We start from the raw sequence: 13351 nt of genomic DNA, 5'->3' as shown, positions 1-13351 counted from the left end.
TCTCGCCCGGGTCATCACAGCACGCATCTCGGCGATTGGCGGCAGCCAACTGATTGAGGTTGCCCCTAGGCCGAGACCTGCCGCAAAGCCGCACAGGCGGGCCCTGGAGGCGGAAGCGGCCCGCCCGGTGAGATTTCTCTTCATGAGACATCGCGCGGTTCCACGAACGCCGACCGGCCTGCGATGCATCCGGCCCGGCGGCCGACAATGGACCATCTCCGGCTCTTGTAAGAACTTAGAACTAGCGTATAGTATCCTTACACTGTGCAGGATCGCTCATGAAACCCGTCATCTCCTATCTTCGCGTGTCGACCAACGGCCAGAGCAGAAGCGGCCTAGGCCTTGAAGCGCAGCGTCGAGCCATCGCCCGTTTTGCCGAAGCTGAAGGGTTCGACATCACCGCCGAGTTCGTCGAGGTTGAAACCGGCAAGGGTGCCGACGCCCTGTCGCGTCGTCCGCAGCTTGCCAGGGCCCTTGCTGCGGCGAAAAAGGCCGGGTGTTCAATTGTCGTCGCCAAGTTGGATCGGCTCAGCCGCGACGTTGCCTTCATCGCTGGCTTGATGGCAAGACGTGTGCCGTTCATCGTCGCCGAGCTTGGTCCGAACGTCGACCCCTTCGTGCTGCATCTTTTCGCGGCTGTGGCCGAGCGTGAGAGAGCTATGATCTCTGAACGCACGCGTGCCGCACTTGCCGCTGCCAAAGAGCGTGGTGTCAAACTTGGCGGCCCAAAGCTTGCCGAGGCACAGCAAAAATCGAGGGAGGCTCGCATGACGCAGGCCGACGCCTTCGCAGCCAATGTCCTCCCGATCATCCGCGACATACAAGCGAGCGGGGTCAAATCCCTAAGGCAGATCGCGGTGGCACTCAATGCGCGCGGCATCGCCACGGCGCGCGGCGGGACGTGGACTGCGGTTCAGGTGACGGACATCATCAACCGCGACGTTCGCTTGAAGTCCAATCCGCGTGAGCCAATCCCTGCTGCGTTGCAAGACGAGGCGGCAGAGGGTGCTGAACCCGCATCGCGGACACCACTTGGTTCGCGCTGGTAGCCATGCGACAATTTCTTTGTTTTTTGGGCGCGGAAATGGCTCTGCAGCTTTGGATAAACGATTGCGGCCACTATTTCGTCGACACCACGCTTGGCGGCATACAGGTTGGCCAAACTTGGTGCACGCCCTATGGCGACTGGGCGGTTGAGGTTAACGACGAGGAGCTTTCCGCTCCCGACCTCGAGGCAGCAAAGCGGCTGTTTGTCGACCTATATGATCGATCCAAGATAATGGTGAGCCCATTCGCTATCTCGGCGGAAGGAGACGGCTTGGAAGCGGATTTCAGAATTATCGACCTGCGCCGATGAGAACGCACAAGCAATCTGCCATCGTAGGCGCCCCGAGCCCCGCCCCGCCGGGTTTGTCGGTGGGCGGGGGTAGGGGTGGCTTGTGGGGCCCCTATAAGGCGCGCCCGGCCCCTCGTTCAGGTTCAAGACCCTCATAGCCGCCTCTCTCGCCCCCAAAACCCAAATCGCTCCGAAAGACGGAGTTCGACCCCAACGGCGTTGCGAATGACAGCTTTGCGCCCAATAACGGTCATCAAAGTTAGCTGTGTCACTGCCTAAAGCCGGACGTTAGTGAAGACCGCGCTGGAAGTGGCGGTAGCGCCAAAAAACAGACCGCCACAGCAATCGTGGGGCGCTCCGCCTTCCGTGCCAAGGTGACCCGGGTCGTCATGCCGGACCACCAAGTCGACCGGCATGACGATTTGCTGCGGGGGGATCGTTGGCGAACACCATCGCGGCGGCAAGCCGCCCCAGTGGCCGACGGAGAAACGCGATGGATTTTTCCATAGTCGACACGGTATGAGTGGTGGACGCCCCCACCCATACCAATTGGACGGAACTTCGGGTATCTTTCTCTATTGAATTGTCCGACGTCTCGTCGGTCGCTTTTGTGGGGCCAAAGCCGCTCCCATGCGTCGATCGCTATTCCGGAAATACTTTCTGGTCTTGTTCGCGGCGGCCATTTTTCCAATGGCTGCCGGTGGCATCAGCAACACGTGGTTCAGCTATGTCGACCAGCGAGCGATCCTCAGTGCCCTGCTGCGGTCCGAGGCAACATCGGCGGCCGACAAAATTGAGATCTATCTTGACGGCATCAAGATTCCGCTCGGCTCGACGATCCCGGAGGACGTGTCGGCCAATGCCGGCGTGAAACAGCTTCGGCTTCTTGTCCTGCGCGTGATGCACCAGGTCCCGGGAATTCTCAGCATCAGTTTCGTCGACGGCGCCGGCGCGGAACGGCTGCACGTCTCGCGCATTGGCTCAAACAGGACGGAAGGCGGGGCGGATCGCTCGGGCGATCCCGCTGTCGTGGGCGCCAGGACGGCGAAGGTCTGGTATGGCCCGGTCGCCTATCGCCAGGGTTCCGAACCGTCGGCAACCATGGCGATGGCGAACTACGACGATACAGGCCTAGAAAACACGATCATCGCCGAAATCAGTCTTAAGCCTATCTGGCTCATCGTTTCCGAAATCCGCGTGGGCCGCAGCGGCATGGGACTTGTCGTCGACCAGACCGGCCACCTCATCGCTCACCCCACGATCAGCAAAGTGATGCAGGGCGCCGACGAGAAAGCAGCTTTGGCGCTACGCGGATTGGGGGATGCGATCGCCGCCGCGGGCGGCACTGCGATTGCAAACCGCAACGCCGAGAATGAACGCGTTGTGACCGCCGGCGCGCCCGTTGCCGCGGCCGGGTGGACGGTATTTGTCGAGCAGTCGCAGGCAGAGGCTTTTGCACCCCTATACGCTTCATTGTGGCGGACCGGCGGGTTGTTCCTCGCCGCCACAGTCCTTGCGGCGGTACTCGCCTATTGGCTTGCCAGACGGATGAGCGGACCCATCCGATTGCTGGAAGAAGGCGCCCTCAAGATCGGTGCCGGGCAATTCGATCATCGGATCAACATTGTCAGTCGAGACGAACTCGAGCGGCTGGCTGCGCGGTTCAACCAAATGGCGCAGGAACTCGCCATATCGCGAGACCGCGCTGAGCGAATGACGCGTTTGAAGCGCTTCCTGGCACCACAGGTGGCGGAGCTCGTAGAAAAGGCCGGCGACGAGAGAATACTCGCCGGGCAGCGCGCGGAAGTGGTCGCTGTTTTTTGCGATTTGCGTGGCTTCACCGCATTTTCGGCGCACGCTGCGCCTGAGGACATCATGCAGCTCTTGCGTGAGTACTACGAGGCGCTCGGCGCGATCATCACCCGGTATGAGGTGACGCTGACCAGTTTTTCGGCGGATGGATTGATGATTCTCGTCAACGCCCCGGTTCCATGTGAAGAGCCGGCGCTTCATGCCGTAAAAATGGCTGTCGACATGCAGGAAGCAATTCAAGGACTCATATCCGGGTGGCGGCAGCGTGGCTATCAGATTGGCTTCGGCATGGGGCTTGCGATGGGGTGGGCAACGGTGGGTCGCATTGGTTACGAAGCCCGCGTCGACTACACCGCGATCGGCAATGTCGTTAACCTAGCGTCGCGGCTGTGTTCGTCCGCTGAGGATCGACAAACACTCATCGATTATTCCGTAGCGCGCCATCTGCATGACAAAATACCGATCATCGACCTCGGCACTCGCCAACTCAAAGGCCTCGACGGGCTCGTTCGCGTCTTCAATGTCGAGACGAAAGACAGACCGGATTTGGCTCCCAATCCGAATGGTGTGCCGCGCAAGGCTAGGCTCTAAGCTTGATGTCCGCTTTCCCTGCCTTTGGCAAACACGAGCTGCCAGTCTGGTTTCGGCCCCCAAAAAGCGACGTCCGAGTAGTGGCTTGGCGATGTCCGTAGTTGGCGCAACGTGCTCGTTCTGGCTATTGAGTCGAACGGCAACTTCCCATCCATCTCGCACATTGGCGGCAGCCAGCAGATAGAGTTTTGACCTTAGAACGCCAGCGTGTGAGATCGCCGCCGCCGGGACGGCCGGTCGGCGGCACCCGCCCCGCCGGGGTTCGTCGGTGGCGGGGGTGGGGGTGAATGTGGAGCCCCTATCAGGCGCGCGCTACCGACACCCTGGTTCAGGTTCGGGACCTACTCATGGCCGGCCGCTCTCGCCTCAAACCCAAATTACTCTAAACGGCCGAGTTCGACCCTTTTGCGGTCATTCAGTTGCGAGCGTTGCATGACGCGATCTGACCCGTTGAAGACGTTCATCCGCCACCCGGTCAAAAGTCAGGAACGGCTGACGAGCGGTCATTCACCGCGCGGCCAACGGCGCGTTCTGGCTCCGGCGCTTCCATGGGTGTAGGGTTGTGCCATAAAGAGGCGCATATGGCGGTTCCCCCTCTCAATCGGAAGCTGCTGGCGATCTTGGCGGCAGACATGGTCGGCTATTCGAAGGCTATGGAGGCCGACGAGGCCGGCACCATCGCGCGACTCAGAACCATCCGTGCCGAACTGACCGATCCGACCATCGCCCGGCACCATGGCCGGATCGTCAAGCTGATGGGCGATGGCGCGCTTGTCGCCTTCGACAGCGTGGTCGACGCAGTCGCCTGCGCAGCGGAAATCCAAAGCGCGGCGGCCGCACGCAATGAAGGTCTGCCAGAGCCTGAGCGCATCGTGTTCCGCATCGGGGTCAATCTGGGCGACGTGGCGCTGGTGGATGGCGATGTCTATGGCGACGGCGTCAATGTCGCCGCGCGGTTGCAGCAACTCGCTGAGCCGGGCGGCGTGATCGTATCGGGCACGGCCTTTGACCATCTGCAGGGCAAGCTTGATTGGCCCCTCGATTTCGCCGGCGAGCAGCAGGTCAAGAACATCAGCCGCCCGGTGCGGATGTATCGGCTGAGACTCGATGGCAAGCGGGTGCGCTGGACCTTACGCAAGGCGATGCCGCGCTGGACCAGGACGGCTGCGGCGGCCATCGCGGTGCTGGCTTTGGCGGGTGGAGGGACTTGGTGGTTCTTTCGGCCTGCTCCACTGGGGGCCAAGCCGTCGGTCGCGGTGCTGCCCTTCAATAATTATGGCGGCGACGAGGCCACCGGGCGTTTGGCCGATGGCTTGACTGAGGATATCATCACCGACCTCGCGCGGTTTCCCGAGCTTGAGGTCGTGGCGCGGAATTCGACGGAAGTTTACAAAGGCAAGCCGGTGGATGCCCGCCAGGTCGCAAGTGCGCTCGATGTCGGCTTCGTACTGGAAGGCTCTATCCAGCGGCAAAATGGGCGGGTGCGGATCACCGCGCAGCTGATCGATGCAAAAACCGGCAACCATCTTTGGTCGGATCGTTGGGATCGGCCCGCTGAGGACGTGTTCGCAGTCCAGACTGAGATTGCAGAGCAAGTCACCAACCGTCTGGGCGGCGGCGTAGGGTTAATTCAGGCGGCCGGGCGGGCTGCAGCCAAACGTAAACGGCCTGAAAACCTGAATGCCTATGATTATTATCTGCTCGGGACCGAGAAGATTGAAAAGATCACCATAGCGGATGAGGAGGAGGCCATCGCGCTTCTCAACCGCGCCGTTGAGCTGGACCCCGGGCTGGCCCGCGCCTGGGTCGAACTTTATCATGCTCATGGTATATTGGCTGGCTTCGGTATCAATCCCGAGAGCGAGATCAAGGCGGCTGCCGATGTGGCCGAACGCGCGGTGCGGCTCGATCCAAGTGACGCTGAGGCACACGCCGTGTTTGGTATGAGCCTCAGCCAGAAGGGCGACAACGCCCGCGCCAAGGCTGAGCTGGACACGGCCCTTCGTCTTGCTCCCGGTTCGTCCGAAATCCTGACATTCTATACCGGCTTTGCGGCACGCTTCGGTGAACCCGAACGCGGCGCTCAGATGGTCGACCAAGTAATCCGGCTCGACCCGAACTACCCGATGTGGACGTCCAACTTCTTCGCCCCTGCCTATTTTATGGCCGGCCGGTATGAAGACGCGTTGAAGATGCTGGAGCGCATGACGCCTAACAACTACGACAAGTGGAAGTGGGTGGTGCTTAGCAGCTCCCTTGCGGCTCTGGGTCGAATGGATGAGGCGAATGCTTCGGTTAGGGAAACTCTCAAGCAGTACCCGGACCTGACCGTCGAGAGCATGATTAATGAAGTCGGCTTGAGCACTAAAGAGCGCAGCCGGTTTATTGAGACAATGCCGCTCGCCGGCTTCCCGGCGTGCGCCAAGCCCGAGGCGCTGGCGAAACTCGCCAAATCTGTGCGACTGCCGGAATGCGAGGCGGGGAAGGCGAAGCCTCTCGGGCAGCCATAGAACACCCCTGTGCAAAGAAAGGCGAGGGCCGCTGCTCGCCAGCGCGCGAACGGCGCGCGTTGCCAGGAACGACCGCTGTGCATCGAAAGCGACAGTTCACTGGCCAAACTATAAATGGCGGCAAATGGCGCAACGTACTCGTTCTGGCAATTGAGCCGAACGGCAACTCCCCATCCATTTCGGCCGCTGGTGGCGGCCAGCTGGTAGAGTTTTGACCTTAGAACGCCAGCGTGTGAGATCGCCGCCGCCGGGACGGCCGGTCGGCGGCACCGCCCCGCCGGGGTTCGCCGGTGGCGGGGGTAGGGGGTCGAATGTGGGGCCAGGCCCCATCACCCCGCACGCTCGGCCTGCGTTAGGCCGAGGCGCTTGTGGATGGCACGGAACTCGGTCGGGGATAATGGCGGAACGATCCGCTCCGATTTCGCATGAGATGGATGACGATTATAAAAATAGACGGTCTGTGGAGTTGCATCGCTCATGAAACTTGCCTCCATGACTCGGGGCCACGCCAATCTTCGCAATCAGATTAGGCCATCAAAACAGCAAAAATGGCGCCGAGCAAAATAGGAAGCTATGAGCGCGTTTGATATAGCCGTGCGCTGATGGAACCGAATTGATCCGGTGTGACTTATCAGGCCCATGAGCAGCGATCCTGATAGAAGCGCGTCTCTTGCGCCGTGATCTACGGCCGAAGCTTTAAGGCTTCCCTGCGGCCGATCATCACGAACCTAGATAGGCCAGCCGGTTCTCATCATGGCACGGGCGATCGCGAGCTGCGCCTCGACCTTGGCATTTTCCTTTCGACGGCGATCAGCCGGCGTAGCGAGCGCACGATTTCCCCGCGTGTCCAGCCGGCCTCGAGCATGCAATCGACGATCGCCTGAAAGCCGGGCTCCATAGCCTCCTGGCAATCAATCTCACGGTCGAGATACTCGTCCTGTTGCCTTGGCGGTCTGATCATCAGGCTTCCTCATAGATATCGCTCGCCTTCGACGCGGTGCTCGAAACAGAATCAGTGGGATGGCTGCCTCGGCCTGGCAAAGCCCCATCCCGCATTCTTGCCGCAGCCGGGGATCCCAAAATCGGACGCTTTTTCAGCCGGAATAAATCGGGCGGGAGGAACGTTATCTCCTCATGGACGGCGGGTGAGGCAAAAGGGATATTTCGAGACATCCCTTCGTTGAAGCCGCCAGAATGGCTGCGGCTCGTTCTGGCCACTCAAAGGAGTCCAGAGATGAAAACGAACGCACTTATCCTTGCTGTCACATGCGCATCGCTCCTCGCCTTTGCTGGCGTTGCCAAGGCAGACGACCATCTGTTCGATGCCCTTCAGCATGGTCTCAGTCCGGATAGCCAACCCTTCCAGACCAACAAGGCTGGCCACAACGGCGATCTTGCGCCCGGGCAGGGCAGCCCGTTCACCGGTCATGATACACAGACCCCGGCCACGGACACGGAAGCAGCTAACGACCATGCGAATGTAAAGGCTCGCGAGCCGAAGTGATCAGAATCCGACGCGAGGGCCGGGCGCCAATCGGGCCGTGGATGGCATTGGACGAAAAAGGCCGGCGTTTCGCCGGCCTTTGAGTCATGAAGCAGTGATCCGGGCCTGTAGTCGTGCTTGAACAGATCCACCGCCCTTTGAACCGTGATGGCCTCGGCCCGTGGGATGTAGAGCGGCCGAACGCGCTCGCCTGTTTCAGGCGCAGTTTTGGCAGGGAGACGGACAACGCTCGACCTCATTCCGCGCGCCCTCCCGGCCAGCAGCGCCACAACTCGCGATCGAGCACGGCGGCCACCATGTCGACAGACGGCGATCGTGGCGCGTCATGCGCGGTCTGGTGCTCTGCGAGGAACACCGCTTCCGGCCTCGGCGAAGCAGGCAAGGGCCGTCTCAATTCAGGCCGCGGCCGCACGAAACGCGGCGCTTTTTTCCGGGGTCGCGAACTCTTTTCTACACGAATTGCGCAGGTGTTGGCCCCAGCGGTATCCGCTTGCGCGGCGCCTGAGATTGTTGCCCTCCCGCCCCTGGTCATGGCGCGTGCCCATTTGCGACAGCGTAGGTCCGACGTCGGAACGAAAGGCGGCTCCGCGAATTCTACTGCTAGATAATCGGAATCGTCGCCCATGAGGCTCGCGACCCTCCACCTTGAAACTGCGAGATACGGGGACGTTTATCGCGCCGCAAGGCTCGTGCTGCTAAGGCAGCAAATGATGCGGCACATCAAGCGCACGGACGCCTCGGCGCAGAAAGTCGAGCAAGCGCTGGCCAGGTTGGCTGAAGCCAACGCGCTCACTGACTGGCAGTAGGGCAGCGCTCATGCGCGCCTCCGCAACATCGGCACGATGTGCGGGGGATTCAAAGAAGGTCGAGGCGCACGCCAACGCGGTTGGCCTCCACTTCATGTACTACAATTTTGTCCGCATTCATGCTTCGCTTCGCATGACCCCCGCGATGGCCGCTGGCGTCACCGGCAAGCTTTGGGAGATTGGCGATATCGTGGCGCTGATCGAGCCCAAGGAGGCCGAAAAACCGGCCGCTCGCGGGCCATACAACAAGCAAAAAATCTGATATTGTCTTTTCCCCCACGTCGGTGAGCGTCAGTGTTGATAGGAACGGCACGCCACTCGGTCGCGTTCCACGTCATCCCCTGTTTCTAGGAGCGGTCGCGGCGGCCTGCGCGTGTGAAGGCCATCAAAACCGCCAACATATCCCGCTTGGGATGAAGTGGAACGCTTCGCTGCTCCTTACCGTTGAAGCGGGAAGGAGAACGCCCGTGGCCGACCAAAATGTGCCATTTCGATCCGGCAGCTGCATTTGCCGTGGCGTGACGTTTCGAGTAACTGGCGATCCGCTCCGGGTTGGCATTTGCCACTGCACAGACTGTCGCAAGGCCAGCGGGTCGACTTTCTCTGCGTTTGCGGTGTGGCCACTGGAGGCATATGAACAAAGGACGGGCTTCACCGGCACATATGCGGAGAGGAGCTTCTGTTTGACTTGCGGCGGACGTGTCACCTCGATCCGCGACGACGAAGTGGAGGTTATGATCGGCAGCCTCGACGAAGTACCAACGGACCTGACGCCCGAATATGAACTTTGGATCGGACATCGCGAGAGCTGGCTTAATCCTCTGCCATCCGCAACGCAGTTCGAAAAAGACAGAGAAGACCCCGGAAAAGAAACCGAGGTGGAACCACCTGAGCAGCCAGATCCCGACGCTGCAACTGAGCGCAATCCGCGTGGCTGACAACCTCGCCGGGCCGGGCCCTAACTTTAGCGACGCCTAGACGTATTGGGCGGTGTTCGGCGCGGCTCAACGCTGCCTCCTCTCAACCCTTATCTGGTGAGGGCCGCGCGCCACACCGAGCACGGTCTCGAGCATGTTCCTTGGAGCGTGGCGCCGAGCCACCGGAGCAATCCAAGGGCGGCAAGTTCCGTCAGATCGTTCCGCTTAAGTAAGGTGCCCTCCGCAACAATGGGATCATGGATTTGAATGCGTCGCTCCGCCGTGCCGTTATCGTCGTGGCGGCCCTCAATCTGAGTTATTTTGGCATCGAGTTCGCCGTGGCGCTGGCCATCGGCTCGGTGTCGCTTTTCGCCGACAGCGTGGATTTCCTTGAGGATACCTCGATCAATCTGCTGATCGCCTTCGGCCTGGGCTGGACGGCCCGCAATCGGGCACGGCTTGCCATGGTCCTGGCGGGCGTCATTCTGATCCCCGGTCTGGCGACGCTGTGGACGGCTTGGCAGAAGTTCAATGCCCCCGTGGCACCTGAACCTTTCATTTTGTCGGCCGCGGGTCTTGGTGCACTCGCCGTCAATCTGACCTGCGCACTCATCCTCGCCCACTATCGGCACCACAGCGGCAGCCTCACTCGCGCGGCCTTTCTGTCAGCGCGCAATGACGCGCTTGCCAACATAGCCATTGTCGGCGCGGGCCTGTTAACGGCGTATGTCTGGGCGACGGCCTGGCCCGACCTGATCGTGGGGCTGGCGATCGCGGCCATCAATGCCGACGCAGCCCGCGAAGTTTGGGAGGCCGCGCGCGAGGAGCATCGGGTCGAGACTTAGTGCGCCCCGAGGCCAAGAGCTGCCATGGCGAGGTCGTTAAGACGCGCTCGTCGGTGCCCGCACCATGTCATCGGCATGGCTCACGAGGGTCGAGATGTGAGCATCATTGGGGAAGTAAGTCGCTTCGCACCGGGGCAGTCTCGCCACATTCGCGCGTGCCTGAGCGACCGAAATTTCCTTGTCGCGTTCGCCGTGCCAAAGGCGCACCTGCGGAACACGATGTCTTCTAGCGAAAAGCCACCGGGACTCTGGACTGTGCGTTGGCGCGCGTTCGCTGCCCGGTGCTGGCGATCCACGGCGAGCGCGACGAGTACGGGATCGATCGAGCACCCTACGCGCATTGCGAACGGACGGGGAAGAGCCGAAATCCTACGTAACGTCGGACATGTTCCCTTTCGCGAGAACGAAGAGCACGTCCTGGACATGATCCGGCGGTTTCGGTCATTAAGCGCGTGCAGCGGCTCCCTCTGCGCTGGCCTCGGCCCGACTCTCCGACGTTGGTCATTTCGATGTTAGGCTATGTCACATCAAGCGTGCATTTCGATCTTGAAGGACGAACTTCCGCTTAGGGTCCGATCTCTGGCTTCCCCAATAAACGAAAGGTGGAAATCCACCCCTAAGGATCTGCAGTGAGCGGATGAGCTACCTGCTCCGGCTTCACGCGCTCTCCCGGCGTAGTGCGCGACCGCCGGAGGATGAGTAGCCTCTGTCGCATTACTAAATGGCTGCTACACTTTGACATTGCCTGATATCGATTATGGCGCTCCAACGGGGAGCGGAGATTAAGGGAATGGCCACACAGCAACCAAAGAGGGAGTTGAACGTCGCCACAGCTCATTTTGGATATGAGGTCAGGAGGCGCTCGCCATGGATACTTCTGAGCGTGGCCGCAGGAATCGTGATGATCTGGGTCGGCCAGACCTATGAGGAGGAGCTTTCCGAGCGCATCGAGCTAGTCTTCTTCGTTCCGATGATCGTCTATATGAGCGACAGCATCGGGACCGAGACGCTTGCTCTTTTTGTGAGAGAGCTAGCTCTGGGTCGTATACGTGCCCGGCGGATCTTCTTCAAGGAGTTGCTGGTCGGCCTGTGTCTCGGACTCGCGAGCGGACTGCCAATGGGCATTTTCAGCTATTTCTGGTTCCAGGATTTCGGCCTCTCCGTGACCGTGGCGACCGCGATGATCGTCAACGGCGTGATTGCCGTGCTGGTGGGCATGATCATTCCGATCGCTTTCCACAAGCTGGGAAGGGATCCCGCCGTCGGCACAGACGAAATCACGACCGCCGTATCCGACAATCTGAGCATGCTCGTTTATCTGATCGTGGCCACCGTGATTCTCTTCGGAACGTGACGGTCGAACAGGTTCTGGAGTTGATCCTCGCAGCAAACACTGCACAGGTCTCGGATCCGGCCCTTGCCGCGGAAATGAAATCCTGGTTGCGGTGGACTTGAAGGCAGCCAATATTACCTCCGTGGTCTGGGGCACGGGTTATGAGTTCGATTTTGGCTGGCTAAAGGTTCCGGTGCTCAACGAATGCGGTGCAACCCGTGCAGGAGCTAGGGAGTTACTGATTGTGCCAGCTTGTATTTCCTAGCTTCATTGGACGCACACATTCAAATCGGGCGTGCTTTTCGGTGTTGGTCATGCCGGTTACCTCGCCGATTCCTATCACGGCGAGAGCATAGGGGCCATTGTGTTGGCAGTGACGCTGTGTCAGGCGGCGCCGCGCATCTAATCGCACCAAACCAAATGTCCGGATCTGGTCAAAGACGGGCCAAAAATCTGCCGTCAGTGGCGGAACGCGACACATGACCAAAGCAGACGTATCAAAACCAACAGCCGCCGCCATCAGCTTTACGTCAGGCGCTCAGTCCTTCTTGAACTCGAATAGCTCGATGACGTTGCCCGACGGGTCTTCGAGCAAGATGGCGCGTCCGGCACCGCCGTCGCTGATTTCGCCACGGAATCTTGCATCAGCCCGGCGCAACCGCTCAATGAGGACATCGATCTCGTTCGTAACGATCATAAATCGGTTCCACCCGCCCGGCTTCGGATCGCCGCCCGCCTGACCACCGCTCCCCGCACCGGGGGCGCTGAGATACAGCGTCAAGTCGTCGCGCAGCAGCGCGGCGAACTTGCCCGGATTGTGCTTGTCGATCTTGAAAGCGAGATTGTCTCGATAGAACGCGACCGCCTCGTTAACGTCCGCAACGATGTATCGGACGGATGCCATTCAACCTTCTCCTCTGTCTTGTGGCCACAACGGTCAACTCGTGCAAAAGGTTTCCTGTCGGTGGCGCTGAATGCAGAAGCGGGCTGTCTGCGTGCCAGCCGAAGTAGTCGGATTGAGGGTTTTTGGACGTTTATGACACCCTATACGACCGAGATTGGGTCGCGAGCTGAATGGCTGCTTTTGCCAACTGGATGCTCGAAAGCTTCCGATCTGCTTACGGCCCCAATTGGAACAGCCGAATCGACAGGGGATGATGGCGCAGAATGCTCGGAGAAGCCGGCCAGAATAGCCGAGAGAGACGACTCGCCCGTCGAGTGAGCAGCTTTCCAGCCCGCATTTTCTGCCGCGGCGACGTTCGCAAGAGTGTCATCAACGAGCAAGATTTCGTTCGGAACGCGGCCCGTGCGCAGGCCGATCTTCTGGAAGAAATGCCCTTCGGGTTTTCGGCAGCCCATCTCTGCGGGGTAGAATATCCCGTCAACGTGCTCGGCGAGCCCAAGAACCTGCATCAGGTAGATGGCTCTCATATGCTCCTGGTTCGTCGCCAAGGTCGACGTCGCGTTCTGCGGGACAAGACCGCGCACGCTGGGGCGCGGTATCGGATGGTCTGGATTCATCCCAACCGTTACTGGAGACGCCCAGCGGTCCGGGTGACGGAATTTTTTGATCGCCTGCAACGTTTATATTCATTCGGCTGCATTCCGTTTCGCGCGGCCAGAACCCGCGAACCCGAGATGACCGCCGATTGGCAATCGTCTTTGGGAGGGACGTGTCATGCCTATGCGTTTCAACG

14 protein-coding genes and 1 pseudogene are annotated in these 13351 nt (G+C 60.3%); 10 read left to right on the top strand and 5 right to left on the bottom strand.

The features are described from left to right. Positions 1–278 precede the first annotated feature (278 nt). From AC0L14_RS22665 to AC0L14_RS22650, 4 genes are all read left to right on the top strand, one after another. A complete protein-coding gene (locus tag AC0L14_RS22665) occupies positions 279–1049 on the top strand; it encodes a recombinase family protein (protein ID WP_473750817.1) in 771 nt (256 codons plus the stop codon). Positions 1050–1084: 35 nt separating this feature from the next. Further along, positions 1085–1357, top strand: coding sequence for a hypothetical protein (locus AC0L14_RS22660; protein WP_473750816.1), 273 nt, complete (start codon positions 1085–1087; stop codon positions 1355–1357). A gap of 609 nt (positions 1358–1966) precedes the next feature. Further along, positions 1967–3739 (top strand): adenylate/guanylate cyclase domain-containing protein, encoded by a 1773-nt coding sequence (locus AC0L14_RS22655; protein WP_473750815.1) that lies wholly within the window; start codon positions 1967–1969, stop codon positions 3737–3739. 581 nt (positions 3740–4320) lie between these two features. Next, positions 4321–6249, top strand: coding sequence for an adenylate/guanylate cyclase domain-containing protein (locus AC0L14_RS22650; protein ID WP_473750814.1), 1929 nt, complete (start codon positions 4321–4323; stop codon positions 6247–6249). Positions 6250–6578: 329 nt separating this feature from the next. On the opposite strand, the gene AC0L14_RS22645 is transcribed toward AC0L14_RS22650, so the two are convergent. Together AC0L14_RS22645 and AC0L14_RS22640 are read right to left on the bottom strand one after the other, a co-directional pair. Continuing rightward, a complete protein-coding gene (locus AC0L14_RS22645; RefSeq protein WP_473750813.1) occupies positions 6579–6728 on the bottom strand; it encodes a hypothetical protein in 150 nt (49 codons plus the stop codon). A gap of 272 nt (positions 6729–7000) precedes the next feature. Beyond that, positions 7001–7210 carry a hypothetical protein gene (locus AC0L14_RS22640; protein ID WP_473750812.1) on the bottom strand — a complete coding sequence of 70 codons (210 nt, stop codon included), beginning with the start codon at positions 7208–7210 and terminating at the stop codon, positions 7001–7003. 273 nt (positions 7211–7483) lie between these two features. On the opposite strand from AC0L14_RS22640, the gene AC0L14_RS22635 reads away from it, so the two are divergent. Further along, entirely contained in the window at positions 7484–7753 is a 270-nt protein-coding gene (locus AC0L14_RS22635; RefSeq protein WP_473750811.1) for a hypothetical protein, read from the top strand. Positions 7754–7988: 235 nt separating this feature from the next. On the opposite strand, the gene AC0L14_RS22630 is transcribed toward AC0L14_RS22635, so the two are convergent. Continuing rightward, positions 7989–8135: a hypothetical protein gene (locus tag AC0L14_RS22630; RefSeq protein ID WP_473750810.1), complete on the bottom strand. Its 147-nt coding sequence runs from the start codon at positions 8133–8135 to the stop codon at positions 7989–7991. Positions 8136–8376: 241 nt separating this feature from the next. Between AC0L14_RS22630 and AC0L14_RS22625 the strand changes: the two genes are divergently transcribed. The 5 genes and pseudogenes from AC0L14_RS22625 to AC0L14_RS22605 all read left to right on the top strand — a co-directional run bounded on the left by AC0L14_RS22625 (position 8377) and on the right by AC0L14_RS22605 (position 11675). After that, a complete protein-coding gene (locus AC0L14_RS22625) occupies positions 8377–8559 on the top strand; it encodes a hypothetical protein (protein WP_473487484.1) in 183 nt (60 codons plus the stop codon). A gap of 49 nt (positions 8560–8608) precedes the next feature. Then, positions 8609–8821: pseudogene (locus tag AC0L14_RS22620) on the top strand (IS1 family transposase); the annotation flags it as partial. Positions 8822–9026: 205 nt separating this feature from the next. Further along, entirely contained in the window at positions 9027–9497 is a 471-nt protein-coding gene (locus tag AC0L14_RS22615) for a GFA family protein (RefSeq protein WP_473750809.1), read from the top strand. 236 nt (positions 9498–9733) lie between these two features. Continuing rightward, positions 9734–10321, top strand: a complete 588-nt coding sequence (locus tag AC0L14_RS22610; protein ID WP_473750808.1) for a cation efflux transmembrane domain-containing protein — start codon at positions 9734–9736, stop codon at positions 10319–10321. Positions 10322–11111: 790 nt separating this feature from the next. After that, positions 11112–11675 (top strand): magnesium transporter, encoded by a 564-nt coding sequence (locus AC0L14_RS22605; protein WP_473750807.1) that lies wholly within the window; start codon positions 11112–11114, stop codon positions 11673–11675. Between the two features lie 517 nt (positions 11676–12192). Here the strand turns inward: AC0L14_RS22605 and AC0L14_RS22600 are convergent. Together AC0L14_RS22600 and AC0L14_RS22595 are read right to left on the bottom strand one after the other, a co-directional pair. Beyond that, a complete protein-coding gene (locus tag AC0L14_RS22600) occupies positions 12193–12558 on the bottom strand; it encodes a VOC family protein (RefSeq protein ID WP_473487314.1) in 366 nt (121 codons plus the stop codon). A gap of 140 nt (positions 12559–12698) precedes the next feature. Then, complete coding sequence (locus AC0L14_RS22595) at positions 12699–13235, bottom strand: HAD family hydrolase (protein ID WP_473750806.1); 537 nt, start codon at positions 13233–13235, stop codon at positions 12699–12701. Between the last annotated feature and the right edge of the window lie 116 nt (positions 13236–13351).

This window comes from Mesorhizobium sp. WSM4841 (assembly GCF_055811515.1).
Note: the sequence above shows the minus strand (reverse complement) of the source record. Positions and strands in the feature narration are given on the sequence as shown.

Excerpts from the sequence above, each read along its gene's own strand:
- AC0L14_RS22645 (WP_473750813.1), bottom strand. The coding sequence starts at position 6,728 with ATGAGCGATGCAACTCCACAGACCGTCTATTTTTATAATCGTCATCCA.
- AC0L14_RS22610 (WP_473750808.1), top strand. The coding sequence starts at position 9,734 with ATGGATTTGAATGCGTCGCTCCGCCGTGCCGTTATCGTCGTGGCGGCC.
- AC0L14_RS22655 (WP_473750815.1), top strand. The coding sequence starts at position 1,967 with ATGCGTCGATCGCTATTCCGGAAATACTTTCTGGTCTTGTTCGCGGCG.
- AC0L14_RS22605 (WP_473750807.1), top strand. The coding sequence starts at position 11,112 with ATGGCCACACAGCAACCAAAGAGGGAGTTGAACGTCGCCACAGCTCAT.
- AC0L14_RS22640 (WP_473750812.1), bottom strand. The coding sequence starts at position 7,210 with ATGATCAGACCGCCAAGGCAACAGGACGAGTATCTCGACCGTGAGATT.
- AC0L14_RS22660 (WP_473750816.1), top strand. The coding sequence starts at position 1,085 with ATGGCTCTGCAGCTTTGGATAAACGATTGCGGCCACTATTTCGTCGAC.
- AC0L14_RS22650 (WP_473750814.1), top strand. The coding sequence starts at position 4,321 with ATGGCGGTTCCCCCTCTCAATCGGAAGCTGCTGGCGATCTTGGCGGCA.
- AC0L14_RS22665 (WP_473750817.1), top strand. The coding sequence starts at position 279 with ATGAAACCCGTCATCTCCTATCTTCGCGTGTCGACCAACGGCCAGAGC.
- AC0L14_RS22600 (WP_473487314.1), bottom strand. The coding sequence starts at position 12,558 with ATGGCATCCGTCCGATACATCGTTGCGGACGTTAACGAGGCGGTCGCG.
- AC0L14_RS22625 (WP_473487484.1), top strand. The coding sequence starts at position 8,377 with ATGAGGCTCGCGACCCTCCACCTTGAAACTGCGAGATACGGGGACGTT.
- AC0L14_RS22635 (WP_473750811.1), top strand. The coding sequence starts at position 7,484 with ATGAAAACGAACGCACTTATCCTTGCTGTCACATGCGCATCGCTCCTC.